This is a genomic window from Microbaculum marinisediminis (assembly GCF_025397915.1).
Taxonomy (GTDB): domain Bacteria; phylum Pseudomonadota; class Alphaproteobacteria; order Rhizobiales; family Tepidamorphaceae; genus Microbaculum; species Microbaculum marinisediminis.
In genome coordinates, this window is sequence record NZ_JALIDZ010000005.1 from 75,716 (window position 1) to 96,826 (window position 21,111).

At 67.8% G+C, this 21,111-nt stretch carries 22 protein-coding genes and 1 other RNA gene; 17 read left to right on the top strand and 6 right to left on the bottom strand.

What is annotated here, in order from left to right; translation table 11 throughout:
• Window positions 1–30 precede the first annotated feature (30 nt).
• Window positions 31–573 (top strand): winged helix DNA-binding protein, encoded by a 543-nt coding sequence (locus MUB46_RS11875; protein WP_261616490.1) that lies wholly within the window; start codon window positions 31–33, stop codon window positions 571–573.
• A gap of 108 nt (window positions 574–681) precedes the next feature.
• Here the strand turns inward: MUB46_RS11875 and MUB46_RS11880 are convergent, their stop codons facing one another.
• Both MUB46_RS11880 and MUB46_RS11885 read right to left on the bottom strand, forming a co-directional pair.
• Entirely contained in the window at window positions 682–996 is a 315-nt protein-coding gene (locus MUB46_RS11880) for a bacteriophage holin (RefSeq protein ID WP_261616137.1), read from the bottom strand.
• A 136-nt stretch (window positions 997–1,132) separates the two neighbouring features.
• Window positions 1,133–2,026, bottom strand: a complete 894-nt coding sequence (locus tag MUB46_RS11885) for a DMT family transporter (RefSeq protein ID WP_261616138.1) — start codon at window positions 2,024–2,026, stop codon at window positions 1,133–1,135.
• Window positions 2,027–2,146: 120 nt separating this feature from the next.
• Here MUB46_RS11885 and MUB46_RS11890 point away from each other — a divergent pair, with 120 nt between their 5' ends.
• Complete coding sequence (locus MUB46_RS11890) at window positions 2,147–2,635, top strand: hypothetical protein (RefSeq protein WP_261616139.1); 489 nt, start codon at window positions 2,147–2,149, stop codon at window positions 2,633–2,635.
• Here the strand turns inward: MUB46_RS11890 and MUB46_RS11895 are convergent.
• Complete coding sequence (locus MUB46_RS11895; RefSeq protein WP_261616140.1) at window positions 2,625–3,779, bottom strand: calcium:cation antiporter; 1,155 nt, start codon at window positions 3,777–3,779, stop codon at window positions 2,625–2,627. The genes MUB46_RS11890 and MUB46_RS11895 overlap by 11 nt on opposite strands.
• A gap of 146 nt (window positions 3,780–3,925) precedes the next feature.
• Here MUB46_RS11895 and MUB46_RS11900 point away from each other — a divergent pair, with 146 nt between their 5' ends.
• The 4 genes from MUB46_RS11900 (at window position 3,926) to MUB46_RS11915 (ending at window position 7,426) form a co-directional block, all read left to right on the top strand.
• The gene (locus MUB46_RS11900) at window positions 3,926–4,651 is read left to right on the top strand and encodes a DnaJ family molecular chaperone (RefSeq protein WP_261616141.1); all 726 of its coding nucleotides are present in this window, start codon (window positions 3,926–3,928) and stop codon (window positions 4,649–4,651) included.
• On the top strand, window positions 4,648–5,592 hold the full coding sequence (locus tag MUB46_RS11905; RefSeq protein WP_261616142.1) for a DMT family transporter: 945 nt from the start codon (window positions 4,648–4,650) through the stop codon (window positions 5,590–5,592). Before MUB46_RS11900 ends, MUB46_RS11905 begins: the two co-directional genes overlap by 4 nt.
• A 16-nt stretch (window positions 5,593–5,608) precedes the next feature.
• Entirely contained in the window at window positions 5,609–6,361 is a 753-nt protein-coding gene (locus tag MUB46_RS11910; RefSeq protein WP_261616143.1) for an N-acetylmuramoyl-L-alanine amidase, read from the top strand.
• 354 nt (window positions 6,362–6,715) lie between these two features.
• Window positions 6,716–7,426: a lytic transglycosylase domain-containing protein gene (locus tag MUB46_RS11915; RefSeq protein WP_261616144.1), complete on the top strand. Its 711-nt coding sequence runs from the start codon at window positions 6,716–6,718 to the stop codon at window positions 7,424–7,426.
• An 87-nt stretch (window positions 7,427–7,513) separates the two neighbouring features.
• Here MUB46_RS11915 and MUB46_RS11920 read toward each other — a convergent pair whose 3' ends face one another.
• The 3 genes from MUB46_RS11920 to MUB46_RS11930 all read right to left on the bottom strand — a co-directional run bounded on the left by MUB46_RS11920 (window position 7,514) and on the right by MUB46_RS11930 (window position 10,292).
• Entirely contained in the window at window positions 7,514–8,593 is a 1,080-nt protein-coding gene (locus tag MUB46_RS11920) for an alkene reductase (protein ID WP_261616145.1), read from the bottom strand.
• Window positions 8,590–9,129, bottom strand: coding sequence for a flavin reductase family protein (locus MUB46_RS11925; protein WP_261616146.1), 540 nt, complete (start codon window positions 9,127–9,129; stop codon window positions 8,590–8,592). The genes MUB46_RS11920 and MUB46_RS11925 overlap by 4 nt, the downstream gene beginning before the upstream one ends.
• A gap of 65 nt (window positions 9,130–9,194) precedes the next feature.
• Complete coding sequence (locus MUB46_RS11930) at window positions 9,195–10,292, bottom strand: LLM class flavin-dependent oxidoreductase (RefSeq protein WP_261616147.1); 1,098 nt, start codon at window positions 10,290–10,292, stop codon at window positions 9,195–9,197.
• 118 nt (window positions 10,293–10,410) lie between these two features.
• On the opposite strand from MUB46_RS11930, the gene MUB46_RS11935 reads away from it, so the two are divergent.
• The 11 genes from MUB46_RS11935 to mraY all read left to right on the top strand — a co-directional run bounded on the left by MUB46_RS11935 (window position 10,411) and on the right by mraY (window position 21,110).
• Window positions 10,411–11,043 carry a winged helix DNA-binding protein gene (locus tag MUB46_RS11935; protein WP_261616148.1) on the top strand — a complete coding sequence of 211 codons (633 nt, stop codon included), beginning with the start codon at window positions 10,411–10,413 and terminating at the stop codon, window positions 11,041–11,043.
• A gap of 147 nt (window positions 11,044–11,190) precedes the next feature.
• Complete coding sequence (locus MUB46_RS11940) at window positions 11,191–11,658, top strand: Crp/Fnr family transcriptional regulator (RefSeq protein WP_261616149.1); 468 nt, start codon at window positions 11,191–11,193, stop codon at window positions 11,656–11,658.
• A 155-nt stretch (window positions 11,659–11,813) separates the two neighbouring features.
• The gene (locus MUB46_RS11945; protein WP_261616150.1) at window positions 11,814–12,296 is read left to right on the top strand and encodes a DUF3124 domain-containing protein; all 483 of its coding nucleotides are present in this window, start codon (window positions 11,814–11,816) and stop codon (window positions 12,294–12,296) included.
• A gap of 96 nt (window positions 12,297–12,392) precedes the next feature.
• An RNA gene (gene rnpB, locus MUB46_RS11950) (RNase P RNA component class A) lies at window positions 12,393–12,788 on the top strand.
• Between the two features lie 631 nt (window positions 12,789–13,419).
• Window positions 13,420–13,914, top strand: a complete 495-nt coding sequence (gene mraZ, locus MUB46_RS11955; RefSeq protein ID WP_261616151.1) for a division/cell wall cluster transcriptional repressor MraZ — start codon at window positions 13,420–13,422, stop codon at window positions 13,912–13,914.
• Window positions 13,911–14,963 carry a 16S rRNA (cytosine(1402)-N(4))-methyltransferase RsmH gene (gene rsmH / locus MUB46_RS11960; RefSeq protein ID WP_261616152.1) on the top strand — a complete coding sequence of 351 codons (1,053 nt, stop codon included), beginning with the start codon at window positions 13,911–13,913 and terminating at the stop codon, window positions 14,961–14,963. The genes mraZ and rsmH overlap by 4 nt, the downstream gene beginning before the upstream one ends.
• Complete coding sequence (gene ftsL, locus MUB46_RS11965; protein ID WP_261616153.1) at window positions 14,960–15,310, top strand: cell division protein FtsL; 351 nt, start codon at window positions 14,960–14,962, stop codon at window positions 15,308–15,310. The genes rsmH and ftsL overlap by 4 nt, the downstream gene beginning before the upstream one ends.
• Window positions 15,310–17,040, top strand: coding sequence for a peptidoglycan D,D-transpeptidase FtsI family protein (locus tag MUB46_RS11970; protein ID WP_261616154.1), 1,731 nt, complete (start codon window positions 15,310–15,312; stop codon window positions 17,038–17,040). The genes ftsL and MUB46_RS11970 overlap by 1 nt, the downstream gene beginning before the upstream one ends.
• 70 nt (window positions 17,041–17,110) lie before the next feature.
• Window positions 17,111–18,565 carry a UDP-N-acetylmuramoyl-L-alanyl-D-glutamate--2,6-diaminopimelate ligase gene (locus tag MUB46_RS11975; protein WP_261616155.1) on the top strand — a complete coding sequence of 485 codons (1,455 nt, stop codon included), beginning with the start codon at window positions 17,111–17,113 and terminating at the stop codon, window positions 18,563–18,565.
• The gene (locus tag MUB46_RS11980) at window positions 18,562–19,998 is read left to right on the top strand and encodes a UDP-N-acetylmuramoylalanyl-D-glutamyl-2,6-diaminopimelate--D-alanyl-D-alanine ligase (protein ID WP_261616156.1); all 1,437 of its coding nucleotides are present in this window, start codon (window positions 18,562–18,564) and stop codon (window positions 19,996–19,998) included. Before MUB46_RS11975 ends, MUB46_RS11980 begins: the two co-directional genes overlap by 4 nt.
• Before the next feature lie 26 nt (window positions 19,999–20,024).
• The gene (mraY, locus tag MUB46_RS11985; protein ID WP_261616157.1) at window positions 20,025–21,110 is read left to right on the top strand and encodes a phospho-N-acetylmuramoyl-pentapeptide-transferase; all 1,086 of its coding nucleotides are present in this window, start codon (window positions 20,025–20,027) and stop codon (window positions 21,108–21,110) included.
• Window position 21,111 lies beyond the last annotated feature (1 nt).

The following is a 21,111-nucleotide window of genomic DNA, read 5'->3' on the forward strand; positions in this document are numbered from 1 at the left end:
TCCCCGCCAAAATCGCCAACGAAATCCGGCCTGAAATCTGACTTGAAATCCGGGCAGGAATCCACCCGAGGGCCCGGGCCGATTGTCTCATCGGCGCATCTGGCCGCCGGGGGGATGGCGAGCCTGTCGGAGTTCGAATTCGGCCTCATCCTCGCCTCCCATGCCTTCCATCGGTGGATGGTGCGCTGCATCGAGGCGGCCGGCATCAGCGGGCTGTCGCCGCTCGACGTGATGGTGCTGCATTCGGTCGCCCATCGCGCCCGGTCGAAGAAGCTCGCCGACATCTGCCTCGTGCTCAATGTCGAGGATACCCATCTCGTCACCTACGCGGTGCGCAAGCTCGAGGCGCAGGGGCTGGTCAAGAGCGGACGGGCGGGCAAGGAGAAGACGGTCGAGATCACCGCCAGGGGCGAGGACGCGGTGCAGCGCTATCACGAGATCCGCGAGGCGCTGCTGGTGCGGGCGGTGAAGGGGATCGGCTTCGCGCCCGACCTCCTGAGCGACAATGCCGCGGTCCTGCGCGCCTTGTCGGGCCACTACGATCAGGCGGCACGTTCGGCGGCTTCGCTATAGGATTTGCGGACAGGATCCAGGGTAAGAACAGCGCCGCCGCGAGGGGAGGGCGGCGGCGCAGTGCCGTGGTATCGGTCGTGCCGACCCGCGGCGAGGCCTCAGGCGCGTTCAGGCGCCGGAGGGATGGGACGTGGCGGTTCCGTGGCCCTCGGGGCCGTGACCTTCGGGGGCAAAGCGTCCGGTCGCCACGAAATTGTACACCCAGGCGATGACGACGCCGGCGATGAAGCCGTCGACGAACGCCCAGATCGCCCCGATGATCGCACCCGCGAACGACGGGCCGTAGCCGATATACAGCGACGCCAGAACCCCGACCAGGACATCGCCCCAGCCGTATATCGCCGTTATGCCGACCACGAAGACATAGAGAGCCCACAGCACGCCTATCGCTATGCCGAGGGCCAGGGGATGCGAATTTTTCATGGCAGTATCCCCGCTCCTGTTGTTGCGGTGGGACACGCAGGAGACGTAGGGTCCCGCACCCGAAATTAAAGGGGGTGTGACAGTATGCTTGGGCCCGGCATGCCTGGCCCGGCATGCCGGGCAATGCACCGGGCCGTCAGGCCGTGCCGGTTTCGTTGCGCATGCCGACCCGCGCGCGCCCTCCCATGGCCACGACCGCGACGACGGCCACGGCGAACAGGATCGTGGCGAGGTCGATGTGCTCGCCGAGCAGGAGCGCGGCGATGATCAGCGTGACGAAGGTCTGCAGCAACTGCACCTGGCCGACCCGGGAAATGCCGCCGATCGCCAGCCCGACGTTCCAGGCGAAGAAGCCCAGGAACTGGCTGAAGGCGGCGAGATAGCCCAGGGCGACCCAGGCATCGATCGGCACGGCGGCGGTGTGTGCCGGCCACAGCCACCAGGTCGCGACGATCGTGACCGGCAGCGACAGCACGACGACCCAGGAGATCACCTCCCAGCCCGGCATGATGCGGGCAAGGCGCGCGGACACCGTGTAGCCGATGGCGGCGCAGACGGTGGCGGCGAGCAGCAGCAGGTCGCCGATTTCGAACGTCAGGCCGCTGTCGCGCAGGGCGAAGACGACGACGATGGCCGCGCCGATCGCGCTCCACATCCAGAAGGCGGGGGAGGGGCGTTCGCCGGCAATCAGGGTGGCCGAAGCGGCGGTCGCCAGCGGCAGGATGCCGAGGACGACGCCGCCATGCGCCGCGGGAACCAGTTGCATGGCGAGCGCCATCGTCAGCGGAAAGCCGAAGACGACGAACACGGCGATCATCAGCAGGGTGCCCAGATGGCGGGCGGGAAAGCGGCGGCGCAGCACGAGCAGGATCGCCGCGGCGAGCAGGCCGGCGAACATGGCCCGGGCGGCGGTCACGAACCACGGGTCGAGCCATTCGACCGCCAGCCGCGTCACCGGCAGGGTCGCGCCGAAGATGACGACGCCGACAAAACCGAGGGCGTAGCCCAGCAATGCCCGGGAATACGGCATGACCCGTCGCTCCGCGAAAGGCTTGGGTGATCGGAACCCTGGACGGGTCCGGTGCGAGAGGGGCGTATCACAGCGTCGAAACGCGGTTCTGGCGAATCAATAATTCTGATTCCGCCCGTCTTGGAGGCTGATCCCGCGCCGTCGCCGGCGGTAATCGGGATTGATTTTCAAGCGATTTTCGCCTCGAAACAGTTTGCCGTCGAATTTAATCCTGTCCGGACGTATTATCGATTCGTGGCTTCTCGGGGCTGGGCCGTGGAGCGGAAACGTATGGAAAGTCAGCACAGGGCCGTATTGTCCGCCGTCTCGGCGCTGGTCGATTCCGAATCGGTCGCACGGCGCGACCGGGCAGAGTTGATCAGAACATGCCGGACACTGGCCGACTGGCTGCGCCAGTATGTTGAGATCGCCGCCGAACAGAGCGTGGAGATCCAGCGGCTGAAGCAGCTCATCGACGCGGCGGAGACCGGCGAGGACGCGTCGCAAGACCCTCCCCGATGTGAGCCCGTTCGGAGCGAATCCGTTCCGGGCAACCCCGTTCGGCGTGAACGGCTTGGGGGCGAACGGCTTGGGGCGAACGGGTCGGGGGCGATCCCGCTCAGGGATTGAACAGCAGCACCGCGTAGACGATGAACATCACCAGATGGACGGCGCCCTGCAGGATATTGGTGCGCGGGCCGTTGAAGGTGAGCGAGGCGACGACCAGCGTCAGCGTCAGCAACACCATCTCTTCCGCCGGCAGGCCGAACACGATGTGCCGGTCCGACAGGGTGCCGATCAGCAGCACCGCCGGCACCGTCAGGCCGATGGTCGCCAGCGCCGAGCCGAGCGCGATGTTGACCGCGCGCTGCAGCTGGTTGGAGACGGCGGAGCGCAAGGCGCCCATGGCTTCCGGCGACAGCACCAGGATGGCGACGAGCACGCCCGCGACGGCGGCCGGCAGGCCGGCGGCGGCGATGCCGTCTTCGACGAGGTGGGCCAGTTCCTCGGTCAGCAGGACGACGGGCAGCAGCGCGACGAGCAACAGCACGGCGTGATAGAGCGCCGAGGTCTGCTCACCGTGGGGCTGTTCCTCGACCTCCGGCACGAAGGCCGGTTCGTCCACGGTTTCGGAGTCGGCGACCGCCTTGGGCGCAAAGGTCGTGGCGGGCTGATCGGTGAAGTAGCCGACATGGCGAACGGTCTGGATCGCCAGGAAGATACCGTAGAGCAGCAGCGTCAGGGAACCGAAGATGATCGCCTGCACGGTCGAGAGCGTCGGGCCGCTTGTCGAGGTCGTGAAGTTGGGCAGGATCAGGACGATCACCGACAACGGCATGATGACCGAGAGGAATGCGCGGGCACCGTTGAGGTTGTAGGACTGCTCGTTGTGGCGCAGACCGCCGAGCAGGATGCACAGGCCGGCTATGCCGTTCAGGGTGATCATGACGACGGCGAAGATCGTGTCGCGGGCCAGCGTCGAATCCGCGTCGCTGGACAGCATAACCACGACGATGAACGAGACCTCGATGATGGTGACCGACATGGTCAGCACCAGCGTGCCATAGGGTTCCCCGACCCTGTGGGCGAGTTCCTCGGCGTGGCGGACGACGGTGAACGCGCCCCACATGATCACGCCGAACAGCCAGGCGAACAGGCCGGCGCGGACCGCCAACGCCTCCTGCGCCATCAGGGTGCTGCCGAACATCAGGATCAGAACGACCGACGCCCAGCCGACGACGAGCTGGATTTCCTTCCTCAGCGTACCCAGCATACGGTTCGCGTCCCTTCGGTTTTGCTCGTATCGATGATCGTCCCCCGGCGGGAGCCCGCCCGGTATGGCATGCGTTGCGCGCGGGGCTCAAGACCGAGTTGCCCGAAAACCGGGCATCGCTTCGGCGTGCCGACTGCCTTACAGTCATGGCTATGAGCATATGGGGGAAAATCGGCGGTGCGGCCGCGGGGCTGGCGCTGGGGGGACCCCTCGGCGCGCTGATCGGGGCGGTGGCCGGACACATGATGTTCGATCGCGGCCGGTCGGCGCCGTCGCCGCAGCAGGCGCAGCTCGCCTTCACGATCGGGGTCATCGCGCTCGCCGCCAAGATGGCCAAGGCCGACGGCGTGGTCACCGAGGAAGAGGTGCGCGCCTTCCGGCAGGTCTTCGACGTGCCGGAGGATGAAGCCGGCAACGTCGCCCGCATCTTCGACCTGGCGAACCGCTCGGTGGACGGATACCAGGCCTATGCCCGCCAGCTCGCCGGCCTGTTCGCCAACGAGCCGGACATCCTGGAGGACGTGGTCGACGGCCTGTTCCACGTCGCCACGGCGGATGGGGCGGTGCACGAGCGCGAGCTGGAGTATCTGCAGAACGTCGCGGCGATCTTCGGCTTCAGCGAGGCCGACTTCGCCCGCATCAGCGCCCGCCACATCCGCCCGGACGGCGAGGACCCCTATGTCGTCCTCGGCCTCGATCGCTCGGCCAGCGACGCGGCGGTGAAGGCGGCCTATCGCAAGCTCGTCGCCGAGCACCATCCCGACCGGGCGATCTCGCGCGGCCTGCCCGAGGAATTCGTCAGGATCGCCACCGACAAGCTGGCCAAGATCAACGGCGCCTACGAGACGATCCAGCGGGAGCGCGGCCGGTGACGACCGATGCCGGGCACCGCGACAGCGTCGCCGCGCCCGCCCCCGGCCTGTCGATGGTCGACGTCCTCGTGCTGCTGGCGATGCAGCTCGCGTGGGGCGGCAGCTTCGTCATCAGCAAGGTCGCGGTGACTGATTTCCCGCCACTGCTGTTCATGGGGCTGCGGTTCCTGATCGTCTCGATCCTGCTGATCCGGTTTCTGCGCTGGCACAAGGGCCAGATGTTGAACGTCCTGCTGATCTCGCTGTTCACCGGGTCGCTGAATTTCGGGTTCATGATCCAGGGGCTGTCGATGGCCGCCGACGTCGCCCCGGTCGCGATCGCCGTCCAGCTCGGCGTGCCGTTCGCGACGCTGCTGTCGGTCCTGGTCCTGCACGAGCGGCTTGGCGTCTGGCGCATCGCGGCGCTCGCCATCTCGTTCGCCGGTGTGCTCGTCGTCGGGCTCGACCCGGCCGTGTTCCAGTACGGCGACGCGCTGATGCTGGTCGTCTTCGCCGCCTTCATGATGGCGGTCGGCACGATCTTCATGCGGCGCGTGCGCGGGGTACCCGTCTATTCGATGCAGGCCTGGATCGCGCTGTTCGCCTGGCCGCCGCTGATGGCCGCCTCGTTCTTCCTCGAAGGCGCGCCGGTCGACATCATCGCGACCATCGAACTGAGCTGGGGCGTGATCGCCGGCCTTGCCTGGGTCGTGTTCGGCACCAGCCTGATCGGCCATGCCGCCTACTACTGGATCATGCAGCGGCACGAGGTGGGACTGACCGCGCCGTTCATGCTGCTCGCGCCGATCCTCGGCGCGGCGGGCGGCGCCTACTTCCTCGGCGACGTCATCACCTGGCGGATGGTGGTCGGCGGCGCGATGACGCTCGCGGGCGTGCTGATCATCACCGTGCGCGAGGGCCGCGGGCGACGCGCCCCGGAACTGGCCGAGCGGGGCCTGTGAGCCGTAGGATCCGGCGATGACCGTGGCGTTCGACACCCGCGAGAGCCCCAATCACGACGCCCGCCCGGCGGGGGTGCCGGTCGATATCCTGCTGCTGCACTACACCGGCATGCGGACCGCCGAGGGGGCGCTGGAGCGGCTGTGCGATCGCGACGCGAAGGTGAGCTGCCACTGGGTGGTCGACGAGGACGGGCGGATCGTGCGGCTGGTGCCCGAGGCGCGGCGGGCCTGGCATGCCGGCGTGGCGTCCTGGGCGGGCGCGCGCGACATCAACGCCCGCTCGGTCGGCATCGAGATTGTCAATCCCGGGCACGAGTTCGGCTACCGCGACTTTCCCGACGTCCAGATCGCTTCAGTGATCGCGCTGTGCGCAGACATCCTGTCGCGCCACCCGATCCCGTCGCACCGCGTGCTCGGCCATTCCGACGTGGCGCCGGATCGCAAGACCGATCCCGGCGAGCGCTTTCCGTGGCGGCGCCTACATGCCGCCGGCATTGGCCACTGGGTCGAGCCGGCGCCCGTGACATCCGGGCCGGCGCTTGGGCCATCGCTCGGGCCGGGGGATGCGGGGGCTGCCGTCGCGGCGCTGCGGCACGACCTGGCGGCCTATGGCTACGGGCTCGCACCGGGGGAGGCCTATGACGGCGAGACGGAAACCGTCGTTGCGGCGTTCCAGCGCCATTTCCGGCCGGCCCTGGTCGACGGCGTCGCCGATCCCTCGACGCGCGAGACGCTGGCCAAATTGCGTGCCGCGCTGCCGAACGGCTGATCCGAAGCGACGTTTGAATGTGCTGGCGGCTTCGGTTTTCGTGTAGAATTGGCGCTATATTATTGCCGAATCGGATGAGCATCCCTAAGCAACTTGTTGGCAATCCGATTCCTGTTAAGCAGTTTATTCTTGATCGTCATTCGATTTGGTTATGCCCCTTCGGGTGTGTCCGCTTGATGTAACCTTTTGTAATAATCCGTGATCAGCCTTTTGGTCATTAATGTAAATAAGTGTAAGATCGTAAAAACTCCCCGTAATTGCCGTATTTGACGCCGGTTCTTGCCGTATTCGCCCTTTAGCGGCGTCTGCGGCGCTGGGGCGTTGAACATTGAAACAAGTGCGGGGATTACACGCATGACAAAATATATCCGTTTGGCAAGCGGACTGGCTGGACTTGGCATCGCGGTGAGCGTGGGCATGGCCCCGGGGCTCGCCGGCGCCGAGTCGTTCGCCGGGCACGACGATGCCACCGAGATTCGTGCCGGCAAGGTCGCGGGCACGACGACGAAGAAAACCACCGCGATGGGCTTCACCGGTTCGACCGGAACGAAGACCTTCCGGCTGTCGACGAATGCGGCCGGCGCGCGCTATGGCCGTGCCGACGCGGCGTCGACGCCGGTCGGGGCCGGCTCGCCGTCCGCCGGCAAGACGGAACCGGAAGCGAAAGCGGCCGCCGCCACGTCGGCGCGTCCCTATCACGCGCAGATCGCGAAGCATGCGAAGGCCAACGGCGTGCCCGTGGCGCTGGCGCTGGCGGTCGTGCGGGTGGAATCCAACTACAGGCCGGGCGCACGCGGCCGTGCCGGCGAGGTCGGCCTGATGCAGATCAAGCCGCAGACCGCGCGCGGCATGGGCTTCTCCGGCTCCACCAAGGCGCTCTACGATCCCGAGACCAATCTGCGCTGGGGCATGAAGTACCTGGCCGGCGCCTACAAGCGTGCCGGCGGCGACACCTGCGGCACGATCATGCGCTACCAGGGCGGCCACTACGCCAAGCGCATGTCGCGGGTCGCGGTCGGCTACTGCGCCAAGGTGAAGCGTCACATGGCCGGCAAGTGGGCCTGACGCCCACGGCCACGTCGTTTCACCGATGGTGACGACCGGAACGGGGCCTTTGGGCCCCGTTTTTCATTTGTCTTGCTGCGTCCGGTGCTATGCGCCGTCGTCGCCGGGATAGTCGGTATATCCCCTGGCGCCGCCGCCGTAGATCGTCGCCTTGTCGGCCTCGGCGAACGGCCGGCCCGCGGCGATGCGGGCGGGCAGGTCGGGATTGGCGATGAAGGGCTTGGCGAAGGCCACCGCGTCCGCGTCGCCCGATCCGACAGCTACGGCCGCCGTCTCCCCATCGTACCCGCCGTTGACGATCAGCTTCGTTGCCGCCGCATCGGCGATCCTGCGGCCGATCGACGGGGCTGTGCCGACCGGCTCGACCACATGGACATAGGCGAGGCCGAACGGTGCGACCGACTTGGCGGCGATCGGGAACAGCCGCTCGGGCGCGCTGTCGGCCATGTCGTTGTAGCCGTTCCAGGGCGAGAAGCGGACGCCCAGGCGGGCCCCGCCGACACGGTCCGCGATGGCCTCCACCACCTCGGCCAGGAACCGCGCACGCCGCTCCGGCGGGCCGCCATAGGCGTCGTCGCGGCGGTTCGAACCGTCGCGCAGGAACTGGTCGACCAGATAGCCGTTGCCGGCGTGGATCTCGATGCCGTCGAAGCCGGCCGCGCGCGCGTTCGCAGCGGCCGTGGCGAAGTCGCGCACGATCGCCTCGATGCCGACGCGGTCGAGCGCCACCGGAACCTCGTAGGCGCGCTTGCTCCAGTCCGGTCCGTAGATGTGTCCGGCCGGCGCGATGGCCGACGGGGCGACCGGGCGGGCGCCGCCCGGCTGGAAGGTGGGGTGCGAGATGCGTCCGCCATGGCAGAGCTGCGCGACGATCCGGCCGCCGGCCGCGTGCACGGCGTCGACCACGGCGCGCCAGCCCTCGACCTGGTCTTGGCCGTGCAGGCCGGGCGTCGCCGGATAGCTCTGGCCCTGCGGGCTCACCTGCGTCGCCTCGGTGACGATGAGGCCGGCGGAGGCGCGCTGGGCGTAGTAGGTCGCGGTCAGCGGGCCAGGCACGTTGTCCGGGCCGGCGCGATTGCGGGTCATCGGCGCCATGACGATGCGGTTCGGCAGGGGCAGGTCGCCGAACGCGACCGGCTCGAACAGGCGGCGGGTATCGTCGGTCATGCGAGGATATCGGTCACGGCGTAGCTGCCATTGCGGTAGACGAGCCCGCCACAGTCGGCCCCGTCGCCGGGGCCCACGGCAACGCCGTCGACCCGGCCGACGACGATCGAATGGGTGTGCCAGTCGACGATCCGTTCGATGGTGCAGCGCAGCGCGAAGGCCGCGTCGGACAGTGTCGGCGCCCCCTCGTGGAGACCGCGCCAGTCGCCGGCGGCAAAGCGCTGGGGCCCGCTCAGCCCGTGCCGTCCGGCGAAGCGGTCGGCAAGGTCGCGGTGGGCGTGGGTCAGGCCGCTGACGCCGAAATGGCTGCCCTCGCCAAGCAGGGCATGCAGCGAGGCGGTCTTGGCGATCGAGACGGTGACGGCGGGCGGCGTGACCGAGAGCGAGGCGACCGAGGTTACCGTCATGCCGGTGAGCGTGTCGCCGGCGCCGGCCGCGACGATCGCGACATGGCCGGCGAGCCGGCGCATGGCAAGGCGGAAATCCTCGGCGAGAGGATCGGACAGATCCGCCGCGCGGGGCAGGACGGCATGCATGGGCACCTCCGTCATCTTGGAATGGGCGGGGCGGCGGGATATCCGACCGCCCCGGTTCTCAGGCGTTAGCGGATGCCCTTTTCCTTCAGGATCGGCAAGACCGTGTCGCGGAAGTAGGGGAACTCCTCGACATAGTCGACGAAGGACAACGTGGTGCCGCCGAAGCCCGCGTCGACGAGCTGCAGGATGCCGTTGGCGACCTGCTCCGGCGTGCCGATCAGCGGGAATCCGCCGTGGCCCATCGCCATGCGGTCGCGGATCAGCGCCAGCAGATCGTGCGGGAAGGAGTGGGCGTGGGCGAACTGGAGGTTCACCAGGTTGTCGACGGCATCCCAGTCGGCGTTCTCGCGGGCGAAGTACTCGGCGTAGGACTTCGCCTCTTCCTCGGTCGGGCGGCAGACGACGTGCGAGAAGGTCAGCACGTCGACCTCGCGTCCCTTCGCTTCCGCCTGGGTCTTGAGTTCGCCGATCTCCTCCTTCGAGCGGTCGAGATCGATCGCCGGCGTGAACAGGAAGTTGGCGTTCTTGGTGGCGAAGTCGCGGCCCTGCGGCGAGCCGGCGGCGTTGATGATCGGCGGGCGGCCGTCGACCGGGCGGGGATCGCCCTTGACGCCCTTCAGCTTGAAGTAGTCGCCGTTCCAGTCGAAGCGCTCGGTCGAGGTCCACAGCTTCTGGACGACGTCGAACCATTCCTGGGCATAGCCGTAACGGGTCTCGTGGTCGTCGGGCAGGGTGAGGCCGAGGGCGTCGTATTCCGGCTTGTTCCAGCCGGCGACGATGTTCAGGCCGGCGCGGCCGTGGCTGAGCTGGTCGATGGTGGCGATCTGCTTGGCGACGACGACGGGATTGTTGGCGGCGGTGTGGATGGTGGCGAAGACGGCGATGTTCTCGGTCTTGGCGAGCAGGCCGGCGGCCCAGGTCATGGTCTCGAGCACGCTGCCGTGGAAATCGGTCTCGCCGCCATAGCCGATCCAGCGGGCGATCGGCAGCATGAAGTCGATGCCGGCGTCGTCGAGCAGCTTGGCGAGCTTGATGTTGTTGTCGAAGGAATTGTCCCAGCGCTCCGGCACCTTGGTGACGCTCATGCCGCTCGAGCAGTTGGAGGAAAAGGTGCCGAGCTTGAAGCGTTTCTCGGCGAACATCGGATTGGTTCTGGTCGACATGGGTTTCCTCGATTTATTCAGTTTAAGTTTCAAATAAAAAGTCTATTTAAAAATCGATTTGGTGACAAGCGTCCCGATCGCTATCGTCTTGCGACACGATCGGGGGAGGCGGCAGACCATGGCGCGCAAGCGCGACACGTCCGGTAAGAGCGAGACGGGCAGCAAGCGCGAGGCATCAGGCAAACGCGAGATGACGGGCAAGCAGGCCGCGGCGGAGCAGGCGGGCTTCGACCGGCGCTGGCACCTCGCCGAGACGCCGGCCGAGGTGGATATGACCGAGCTCGAGTTCGCGGTGATGCGGACCTTCGAGTCCTTCGGGCGCTGGCAGTCTGAGTGCCTGGCCGGCTGCATCGATTTTGCCGCGAGCGGCCCGGAAAACGCGCTTCTGCACGTCATCCGCATGAACGACCGGCCGAAGAGCGTGAAGGAGCTGGCGCGGCTGATGAACCGCGACGACATCCCCAATATCCAGTACAGCCTGCGCAAGCTGATCGCCGCCGGCCTCGTCGAGCGATCCGGCACGGCGCGCACCGGGGTCAGCTATTCGGTGACGCCGCTCGGCCACGAGGTGACCGAGACGTTCGCCGAGATCCGCCGGGCGCTGCTGATCGCCGCGATCGAGAGCGTGCCCGGTTTCGCGGATCGGCTGGCGGATGCGACGCGGACCCTGAACCTGCTCACCGGCATCTACGAGGAGGTCTCGCGCGTCGCGGCCACGCACCGGCGGCCGCGCGACGGCTGGGCGACCTGACGCCGTAACGGCGCTCGCCACGGTTTCGCGTCATAAAGGTCATAAAACTGTCATCGGCTTCGGCGAGGACTCCGGAGCGTGGCCCCTTGAACCGACCCGCTGGTGACAGCCATCCGCGGCGGTGACCTGATAACCCGGACCTTTGAGATGATCGATCCTTTTTACGACTTTCCGCGCGACGTCGCCGCGCGTCTTGATGCCGTGTGCCGCTGGCGCCGCGTCGAGGCCGACACGTTGGTGATCGACGCGGCGTGCGGGGCACTGCACGGGGTATTCGTGCTGGCGGAAGGGGAGGTCGACGTGCATCGGCGCGACGGCTCGGGCGAGATCATCCATCTGCGGCGGCTCGAGGCCGTCTCCTGCTTCGGCGAATTCGCGGCGCTTCACGGCGCGCCGGGGGCCGCGAGCGTGCGCACGCTGACGCCCTGCGTGATCGCGGAGATCGATCCGGCGACGTTCGTCGCCCTGCTCAACGAATTTCCGATGCTGTCGATCAGGCTCCTGCGCCGGGCGGAGTCGCGTCTCAAATCCCTCGACGAGGACATGGTTTGCCTGCGGCTCGCCCGCAAACGGATCGATGAGGCCTATCGCAACGCCGTCTTGCGGACGTTGTGAACGCGAGGGGCGGCGGAAGGCCCGCCGCGACCCGGATTAGGGGGGGGCGCCGCCCGTTTCCGCAAACCGTTTGCGCCGCCTCAAATCGTTTGCGCCTGGCGGGCGACTCCGGCGAAAGTGCGCCCGAGCGTGGAGCGCGACGGAGAAACGGCGAAATGTCCTGGTTCAATCGATCTTTTGTTCGCCTGTCGTCCCTGGTGTCGTCATTGCTACTGGCCGCATTCCTGACAGGGGGCACGGCGGTCGCGCAGGAGGCGACGTCGACCGGGCAGACCGTCTACGTGCCGGTCTATTCGGCGATCGGCTTCGTCTCGACCGAGCGGTTCGACGTCGCGGTGACGCTGAGCTTCCGCAACCTCGATCAGGCGGCGCCGATCACGATCAGGTCGTCCGTCTACTACGACAGCGACGGCAAGGAGATCCGGGACCTGCTCAACGGCCCGACGACGCTGGGGCCGTTCGGCTCGGCGCAGATCCTCATCCGGCAGCAGGATTTCAGCGGTGACGTCGGCGCCAACGTCGTCGTCGAATGGTCGTCCGAGACGGCGGTGACGCCGCCGCTGTTCGAGGCCGTTATGGTCGGCGCTCGCGGGACGCAGGCCTTCGCCTTCACCAGCCGCGGCGTGGTGCTGGACTAGGGCGGCGTTCGTTTCGTCCGGCTGATGGCCGATGGCCGGCTGTTGTCGTCATCGCCCTTGACCTTTTGCCCCGCAACCCCCTTATCTTGCTCATTGCCAGCTGGCCGGACGGCCGCTCCCGTGAGGGGGAGGAAAGTCCGGGCTCCATGGAGAAACGGTGCCGGGTAACGCCCGGCGGGGGCGACCCTAGGGAAAGTGCCACAGAGAGCAGACCGCCGCTGATCCGCCCGGAGACGGGCGAGCGGTAAGGGTGAAAGGGTGCGGTAAGAGCGCACCGCGCGGCCGGCAACGGAAGCGGCACGGCAAACCCCACCGGGAGCAAAACCGAATAGGGATGGCACGGCACGTGTCTTCGGGCATGGGCCAGGCGTTCTCCGCGCCGCCGTCCGGGTTGGTTGCACGAGGCGTCCGGCAACGGGCGTCCCAGATGAATGGTCGTCACACGGGCCCAGGTCCGTCGTACAGAACCCGGCTTACAGGCCAGCTGGCAAATTTCCCTTCTCCGGAGACGGTGTGTTTTCGGGCAGATGCGTTTTCGGGCCGGTACCGATCCGACCGTGTCCAAAGACTGGGACCGCGCATCGCGCGGGCGACACGCTCGCCTGTCATGCCCGGACGTGTTCCGGGCATCCATATCCCCGGCCGCTGCTCGCGTCGCACGGGCGGTGGCCATCGATTGCCGGACCGGGTCCGGCAAGGGCCGTCCCGGTGAGAGGCGCGGTTTCCGCGTCGTTCCCCGGTTCCTGTTAGCCAAGAATTCCCTTCATATTCAAACGGTTAATAAATTATCCGGCTGAATCAACCGGTTCTTAAGGCGTGTCGGTAACACTCCGGCAAGGTTAACGAATCGATCACCCTCGAACCGGGTTTGTGAATTGACCCCCATGTCTGCCCATGGTATCCCAAATCATCCCAAGCCAGTGGTTCGGGATACCCAGGCCGCAGGGGCGCGGCACGGCTCACGGAACAGGCTCCAGCAAGTCCTTCCGACTTGTGGCGTGGCGGCGCCGCGGGGTGGTTCTCCGGCAGTGTCGGCTTCCGCCCCGGCAGCGGTTTCAGGCCCGGGTCGGTGCCCAATGTCGGGCGGGTCTTTTTTGCGTAAAGCCGGGAGGCGGGAAGCTCCATGGACCGGTTCGTGTCATCCTTCACGAACAGGATCGACTCCAAGGGGCGCGTCTCGGTTCCGGCGACCTTCCGGGCGACACTCGCGCGGGACGGTTTCGACGGTGTCTATGTCTATCCGGCTCTCGGACTGTCGGCGCTCGACGCCGGGGGGAGCCGGCTGGTGGAGGAGATCAACGGGCTGCTCGACAGCATGCCCCGGTACTCCGACGAGCACGACCTCTTGTCGACGTCTCTGTACGGCGACAGCGAGACCCTCAAGCTCGACGCGGAAGGCCGTATCGTTCTCTCCGAACGCCTCAAGGACTGGGCACAGATCGAGGACCGTGTCGCGTTCGTGGGGCTCGGGCACAAGTTCCAGCTCTGGGAGCCGGAACGCTTCGCCGCGCGCCAGGAAGAGGCCAGGTCCAAAGTGCGCGAGTTGAAGCAATTGCTGAGTGGCATGCCCCCGAGAGGCACAATGTCGGGGAGCGGCCCGAGTGGAGTGACGGAATGATGGCGGGTCGCGGTGGACCTTCTGAGGATGCCGCTGGCGGACCGGCCCGCCACATTCCGGTTCTCCTGTCCGATGTCCTCGATGTCATCGCCCCGAAGGCGGGCGGCATCTATATCGACGGCACCTTCGGCGCCGGCGGCTATACGCGCGGCATCCTCGATGCCGCCGACTGCCGCGTCATCGCCATCGACCGCGATCCGACGGCCATCCGGGCCGGGCAGGCGATGGTCGCCGACTATCGCGGCCGGCTCGGCCTCGTCGAGGGGCGGTTCTCCGAGCTCGACCGGCTCGCGGCAGGCGAGGGCGTGGAGGCCGCGGACGGGGTCGCGCTCGATGTCGGCGTCTCCTCGATGCAGATCGACACGGCCGAGCGCGGCTTCTCGTTCATGCAGGACGGCCCGCTCGACATGCGCATGGGCGGCGATGGCCCAAGCGCGGCGGATATCGTCAACACGATGGCGGAGGTCGATCTCGCCCGGCTGATCTTCACGCTCGGGGAAGAGCGCAAGTCGCGGGCGGTGGCGCGGGCCATCGGCCGGGCGCGGGCCGACAGTCCGATCGCGACGACCGGTCAGCTGGCCGAAATCGTCGCCCGCGCGGTTGGGCCGTTGCGCGACGGCAAGCATCCGGCCACGCGCACCTTCCAGGCTTTGCGGATTTACGTGAACGGCGAACTCTCCGAACTGGCCGAAGGGCTTGCCGCCGCCGAGCGGATCCTCAAGGAGGGCGGGCGCCTGGCGGTGGTCAGCTTCCATTCGCTGGAAGACCGCATCGTCAAGCGGTTCCTGGCCGAGCGCAGCCAGATCCGGCGCGGCTCGCGGCATATGCCGGAGGTTCGCGCCGAGGCACCGACGTTCAAGCTGATCACGCGCCATCCGGTGGGCGCGTCGGAAGACGAGATCGCCGCCAATCCGCGGGCGCGATCGGCGCGGCTGCGCGGGGCGGAGCGCACCGGCGCGCCGGCGCGGCCGATCGATCCGGCCGCCCTCGGCGTGCCGCGCCTGGCGGACCCGTCGCGGGACCATCGACATGGAGGAAGAGCATCATGACCCGGTTGGTCAGCCTGTTGGCCGTCGTGCTGATCGTCGCCGCCGCGGTCGGACTCTATCGCTTCAAGGGCGAGTCCCAGCAGCTTGCCCGCCAGATCGCCGAGCTGCGCGCTGAGATCGACGACGAGCGCGAGATGATCTCGGTGCTTCGGGCGGAGTGGAACTATCTCGACCAGCCGAGCCGGATCCAGGAGCTGGCGGACCGCTATCTCGATCTCAACCGGCTCGACGTCGAGCAGATTTCCATGGTCGAGCACCTGCCGATGCGGCCGCTCGACATCGATCCCTCGGGTGCCAACACCACGATCGGCGGCTTCGCCGGCGGTGACGACAGGACGGTCCAGTAATGCGTATGCCGCGTCTTTTCCGGTCCAGATCCGCGGAGCGGCGCTTCGACGCGGGCAAGCCCGCCGGGCGTGACAGGCAGGCGGGCGACAGGCAGATGCGCAACCGCCTGATGCTGGCCATGGTCGCTTTCTCCGCGATCTATCTGGTCATCGGCGGCCGGCTGATGATGCTCGCCACGATGACGCCGGACACGCCGGTGGTCTATCTCGATCCCGGCCAGCAGGTGAGCCACGCCCGGCCCGACATTCTCGACCGCGCCGGCAACGTCCTTGCGACCGACATCAACGTGCCGTCGGTCTATGCCGAACCGACGAAGATCATCGACGTCGACGAGACGATCGAGGACATCACCTCGGTGTTCCCGGAGCTCGACGCCGGCGACCTGCGCGCCAAGCTGACCAGCGGCAAGCAGTTCGTCTGGGTTAAGCGCGAGATCACCCCGACGCAGAAATCCCAGCTGTTCGGCCTCGGCGTCCCCGGCGTCGGGTTCCTGGAGGAGAACAAGCGCGTCTATCCGGCCGGCGCCATCACCTCGCACGTGCTCGGCTACGTCAACATCGACAACCAGGGCATCGCCGGCTTCGAGAAGTATCTCGATTCCAGCTGGCTCGGCGCGCTGCACGAGGCGGGGCTGGCCCGCAACGCCGCGCTGGAGCCGGTGAAGCTGACGATCGACCTGCGCGCCCAGCACGCCATGCGCGACGAGCTGCTCGCATCGATGGACAAGTTCAAGGCCACGGCGGCCGCCGGGGCGATCATGGACGTGCACACCGGCGAGCTGGTGGCGATGGTGTCGGTGCCGGATTTCGATCCGGAGCGGCCGTCCGAGGCGCTGCAGCCCGACCGTATCAACCGCATGACCACCGGCGTCTACGAGCTGGGCTCGGCGTTCAAGGCGTTCACCACCGCGATGGCGCTCGATACCGGCCGGATCGGCGTCGACACGACCTTCGACGCGCGCTCGCCGATCCGGGTCGGCCGGAACACCATCGGCGACTACCACGCCCAGAACCGGATCATGACCGTGGAGGACATCTATATCCATTCCTCCAATATCGGCACGGCGCGGATGGCGCTCGCCGTCGGCGTGCCCGGCCACCAGGCATTCCTGAAGAAACTCGGCTTTTTCGATCGTCTGACCACCGAACTGCCCGAATCCGGCGCTCCCATCATTCCGCAACGCTGGAAAGAGGTGAACACGATGACGATCGCCTTCGGGCACGGCATGTCGATCGCGCCGCTGCAGGCGGTCGAGGCGGGCGCCGCGCTGGTCAACGGCGGGCAGCTGATCCCGCCGACCTTCCTGCCGCGTTCGGCGGCGGACGCGCGCAAGCTGGCGCGCCGGGTGATCGAGCCGCAGACCAGCGACAAGATGCGCTACCTGATGCGGCTCAACGTGGTAGAAGGCACGGCGAAGAAGGCGGACGTGCCCGGCTATCACGTCGGCGGCAAGACCGGGACGGCGGAAAAGGTCGTCAACGGACGCTATTCGGGCAACAAGGTTTTGACGACTTTCCTCAGCACCTTCCCGACGACCGATCCGAAATACCTTGTCTTCGTCATGCTGGACGAACCGCAAGGCATCAAGGAAACCCACGGCTACCGTACCTCGGGCTGGAACGTCGCGCCGACGGCGCGAAACATCATCGCCCGGATCGCCCCCATCCTCGGCGTCGTCCCGGACATGGCGCCGGCCGACCCGAACGAACTGCTCAGCGTGTCCTATTGAGAAGACGCGCATCAACAATGAAAACGACTACGCACACGACTTCGCACATGACCAGAAACCGGCCGATTTCATGGAGCTTCATGCCCTTCTAGCCGACGTCGACAGTTACCCGGACGCCTGGCGCGCCATCGAGACAACCGGGCTCACCGCCGACAGCCGGACGGTGCGGCCCGGCTATGTGTTCGCGGCGCTTTCGGGCAGCCGGACGGACGGCGCGCGCTTCGCCCGCGACGCCGCGGCGGCCGGTGCCGTCGCGGTCGTGGCCGCGCGCGACGCCGTGCTCGACGTCGATATTCCCGTGATCCGCGCGGCCGATCCGCGCCGGGCGCTGGCGCTTGCCGCCGCGCGCCTGTCCGGCGCCCAGCCGGAGACGGTGGTCGCGGTGACCGGCACCAGCGGCAAGACCTCGGTCGCCTCGTTCACGCGGCAGATCTTCGCTGCCGCCGGCCGGCAGGCGGCGAGCCTGGGAACCATCGGCGTCGTCTCGCCGAAGAAGACCGAATACGGCTCGCTGACGACACCGGACCCGGTGGCGCTGCATGCGCTGCTGGCCGAGCTCGCGCGCGACGGCGTCACCCACCTGGCGCTCGAAGCCTCCAGCCACGGCCTCGATCAGCGCCGCCTCGACGGCGTGCGCTTCGCCGCCGGCGCCTTCACCAATCTCGGCCGCGACCACATGGACTATCACCCAACGGTCGAGGCGTATTTCGCCGCCAAGCTGCGGCTGTTCGACGAGCTGCTGCCGGACGGCGCGGCGGCGGTGGTCGATTCCGACCGGCCGGAATCGGCGCGCGTCGTCGCGGTCGCCAGGCGGCGCGGGCTCGACGTGCTCGGCGTCGGTGCGGCGGGCGATGCGATCCGGCTGCTCTCGGCGACGCCCGAGGGTTTCCGCCAGCGGCTCAGGCTCGACGCGGGAAGCGGCGAGCGCGAGGTGCTGCTGCCGCTCGTCGGCGGGTTCCAGGTCTCCAACGCGCTCGTCTCGGCGGGACTGGCGATCGCGACCGGCACGCCGGCCGATACGGCGTTCGGCGCGCTGGAAACGCTGGAGGGCGCCAAGGGGCGGCTCGAACTCGCCGGGCAGACCCGCGCCGGAGCGCTGATCTTCATCGACTACGCCCACAAGCCCGACGCCATCGTCAACGCGCTGCAGGCGTTGCGGCCCTTCGCCACGGGCAGGCTCGCGATCGTCGTGGGCGCCGGCGGCGACCGCGACGCCGGCAAGAGGCCGCTGATGGGCCAGGCTTCGGTCGAGAACGCAGACACCGTCTACGTCACCGACGACAATCCGCGTTCGGAAGACCCCGCGGCGATCCGCGCTGCGATCCTGGCGCAGGCGCCGGGCGCGATCGAGATCGGCGACCGCCGCAAGGCCATCGAGACCGCCGTGGACGCGCTGGAGCCGGGCGACATCCTGCTCGTCGCCGGCAAGGGGCACGAGACCGGCCAGACCGTCGGGGCGACGGTCCTGCCGTTCTCCGATCATGAAGTGGTGGCGAGCGCGCTCGCCCGGGAGACGGTGGCATGAGCGTTCTTTGGACCGCGGACGATTTCCTCGCCGGCACCGGCGGACGCCTCGCCGATTGCACCGCCGGCGCCGGTCTGGGGGCCGTTACCGGCATCTCCATCGACAGCCGCACGCTGGAGCCGGGCGATGCGTTCTTCGCCATTCTCGGCGACAGCCGCGACGGTCACGATTTCGTAGCCGGCGCGCTGGCGAAGGGGGCCGCCGTCGCGGTGATCGACGAGGCGCACGCGGCGCAGTTCGATCCGGCGGCGGGACCGCTGGTGATCGTGCCGGACGTGCTGGAGGCGCTGCGCAATCTCGGCCAGGCGGCGCGGGCGCGCTCCACCGCCAGGATCATCGCCATCACCGGCAGCGTCGGCAAGACCGGCACCAAGGAGGCGCTCCGGCTGTCGCTGTCGCGCTCGGGCCGCACGCACGCCTCGGCTGCGTCCTACAACAACCACTGGGGCGTGCCGCTGACGCTCGCGCGGATGCCGGCGGACACCGAATTCGGCGTCTTCGAGCTGGGCATGAACGCGCCGGGCGAGATCGCCGCGCTGGTGCGTCAGGTGCGTCCGCAGATCGCCATCGTCACCACGGTCGAGCCGGTGCATCTGGAATTCTTCGGCGCGATCGAGAAGATCGCCGACGCCAAGGGCGAGATCGTCGAAGGCATCGAGCCCGGCGGCTGCGTCCTGCTCAACGCCGACAATGCCCAGTTCGACCGGCTCGCCGGGAAGGCGCGGGCGGCGGGCATCCGCATCGTCTCCTTCGGCGAGACGGCGGGCAGCGACGTGCATCTCGAGCGTGTCGCGCTGCATGCCGAGTGCTCCTGCGTGTCCGCCAACGTGCTCGGCTCCGAGATCACCTACAAGTTCGGCGCGCCGGGCCGGCATCTCGTCGGCAACAGCCTGGCGGTGCTTGGCGCGGTGAAGCTCGCCGGCGGCGACCTGGCGCTCGCCGCGATGGCGCTGGCCGACATGCGGGCGCCGAAGGGGCGCGGTGCGCGCTTTAAGCTTCACGGCAAGGGCGGCGACATCACGGTGATCGACGAAAGCTACAACGCCAATCCGGCGTCGATGCGGGCCGCGCTGGGGCTGCTGGCGCAGACCGAGCCGGGGCTCCGCGGCCGCCGCATAGCCGTGCTCGGCGACATGCTGGAGCTGGGAGAGGCGTCCGAAACGCTGCATCGGGAGCTTGCCGGGCCTCTGGCGGAGGCTTCGGTCGACCTGCTGTTTGCCTCCGGACCGCACATGAAGGCGCTGTACGAGGCGGTGCCGGACCTGCGGCGCGGCCGCTACGCACCGGAGTCAACGGGATTGGTTGCCGCGCTCGGAGACGAGGTCCGGGCCGGCGACGTGGTGATGGTGAAGGGGTCCTTGGGCAGCCGGATGGGACCGGTGGTCGAAGCCCTGCGCGAGCAGTTCGCGCCCGCCGAAGCGGCGGACGCGTGACGCGCACGAGGGGGACTGGCTGACAGATGTTCGAGCTTCTGGCCAACTACGGCGACACGGTGCCGCTGTTCAATGTGTTCCGCTACATCACGTTCCGCACCGGGGCGGCGATGATGACGGCGCTGATCTTCGTGTTCCTGTTCGGGCCGGCGATCATCCGCTCCCTGCGCGTGCGCCAGGGGCGGGGCCAGCCGATCCGCGAGGACGGGCCGCAATCGCACCTGATCGCCAAGCAGGGCACGCCGACCATGGGCGGCCTGATGATCATGACCGGGTTCCTGGTGGCGACGCTGTTGTGGGGCAGCCTCACCAACCCCTATGTCTGGACGGTGCTGTTCGTCACCGTCTGCTTTGGCCTGATCGGGCTCTACGACGACTATCTCAAGGTGACGCGGTCGTCTGCCTCCGGCTTCGGCGGGCGGCAGCGGCTGGTGCTCGAATTCATCATCGCGGGGCTGGCCGTCTACGCGGTGTCGCGCATCGGCGAGCAGCCGTTCTCGACCTCGCTCGCCTTCCCGTTCTTCAAGGACTTCATCATCAATCTCGGCTGGTTCTTCGTTCCCTTCGGCGCCTTCATCATCGTCGGCGCCGGCAACGCGGTGAACCTGACCGACGGCCTCGACGGGCTCGCCATCGTGCCGGTGATGATCGCCGCGGGCACCTTCGGCGTCTTCTCCTATCTCATTGGTAACGCTGTCTTTTCCGATTACCTGCAGATTCATTTCGTGCCCGGCACCGGCGAGCTGGCGGTGCTGTGCGGCGCGCTGATCGGCGCCGGTCTGGGCTTCCTGTGGTTCAATGCGCCGCCGGCCTCGATCTTCATGGGCGATACCGGATCGCTGGCGCTCGGCGGCATGCTGGGCTCGGTGTCGGTCGCCATCAAGCACGAGATCGTGCTGGCGATCGTCGGCGGCCTGTTCGTGCTCGAGGCGGTGTCGGTCATCGTCCAGGTGGTCTCGTTCAAGCTCACCGGGCGGCGCGTCTTCCGCATGGCGCCGATCCATCACCATTTCGAGCAACTCGGCTGGAAGGAGCCGCAGGTCGTCGTGCGCTTCTGGATCATCGCCTTCGTGCTGGCCCTGATCGGCCTGTCGACGCTCAAGCTGAGGTAGG

What these genes read in the sequence shown, in the direction of transcription:
- MUB46_RS11880 (WP_261616137.1), bottom strand. Translation starts at nt 996, where the DNA reads ATGAAAAATTCGCATCCCCTGGCCCTCGGCATAGCGATAGGCGTGCTG.
- MUB46_RS11885 (WP_261616138.1), bottom strand. Translation starts at nt 2,026, where the DNA reads ATGCCGTATTCCCGGGCATTGCTGGGCTACGCCCTCGGTTTTGTCGGC.
- MUB46_RS11895 (WP_261616140.1), bottom strand. Translation starts at nt 3,779, where the DNA reads ATGCTGGGTACGCTGAGGAAGGAAATCCAGCTCGTCGTCGGCTGGGCG.
- MUB46_RS11900 (WP_261616141.1), top strand. Translation starts at nt 3,926, where the DNA reads ATGGCTATGAGCATATGGGGGAAAATCGGCGGTGCGGCCGCGGGGCTG.
- MUB46_RS11910 (WP_261616143.1), top strand. Translation starts at nt 5,609, where the DNA reads ATGACCGTGGCGTTCGACACCCGCGAGAGCCCCAATCACGACGCCCGC.
- MUB46_RS11915 (WP_261616144.1), top strand. Translation starts at nt 6,716, where the DNA reads ATGACAAAATATATCCGTTTGGCAAGCGGACTGGCTGGACTTGGCATC.
- MUB46_RS11920 (WP_261616145.1), bottom strand. Translation starts at nt 8,593, where the DNA reads ATGACCGACGATACCCGCCGCCTGTTCGAGCCGGTCGCGTTCGGCGAC.
- MUB46_RS11925 (WP_261616146.1), bottom strand. Translation starts at nt 9,129, where the DNA reads ATGCATGCCGTCCTGCCCCGCGCGGCGGATCTGTCCGATCCTCTCGCC.
- MUB46_RS11930 (WP_261616147.1), bottom strand. Translation starts at nt 10,292, where the DNA reads ATGTCGACCAGAACCAATCCGATGTTCGCCGAGAAACGCTTCAAGCTC.
- MUB46_RS11935 (WP_261616148.1), top strand. Translation starts at nt 10,411, where the DNA reads ATGGCGCGCAAGCGCGACACGTCCGGTAAGAGCGAGACGGGCAGCAAG.
- MUB46_RS11940 (WP_261616149.1), top strand. Translation starts at nt 11,191, where the DNA reads ATGATCGATCCTTTTTACGACTTTCCGCGCGACGTCGCCGCGCGTCTT.
- MUB46_RS11945 (WP_261616150.1), top strand. Translation starts at nt 11,814, where the DNA reads ATGTCCTGGTTCAATCGATCTTTTGTTCGCCTGTCGTCCCTGGTGTCG.
- mraZ (WP_261616151.1), top strand. Translation starts at nt 13,420, where the DNA reads ATGGACCGGTTCGTGTCATCCTTCACGAACAGGATCGACTCCAAGGGG.
- rsmH (WP_261616152.1), top strand. Translation starts at nt 13,911, where the DNA reads ATGATGGCGGGTCGCGGTGGACCTTCTGAGGATGCCGCTGGCGGACCG.
- ftsL (WP_261616153.1), top strand. Translation starts at nt 14,960, where the DNA reads ATGACCCGGTTGGTCAGCCTGTTGGCCGTCGTGCTGATCGTCGCCGCC.
- MUB46_RS11970 (WP_261616154.1), top strand. Translation starts at nt 15,310, where the DNA reads ATGCGTATGCCGCGTCTTTTCCGGTCCAGATCCGCGGAGCGGCGCTTC.
- MUB46_RS11975 (WP_261616155.1), top strand. Translation starts at nt 17,111, where the DNA reads ATGGAGCTTCATGCCCTTCTAGCCGACGTCGACAGTTACCCGGACGCC.
- MUB46_RS11980 (WP_261616156.1), top strand. Translation starts at nt 18,562, where the DNA reads ATGAGCGTTCTTTGGACCGCGGACGATTTCCTCGCCGGCACCGGCGGA.
- mraY (WP_261616157.1), top strand. Translation starts at nt 20,025, where the DNA reads ATGTTCGAGCTTCTGGCCAACTACGGCGACACGGTGCCGCTGTTCAAT.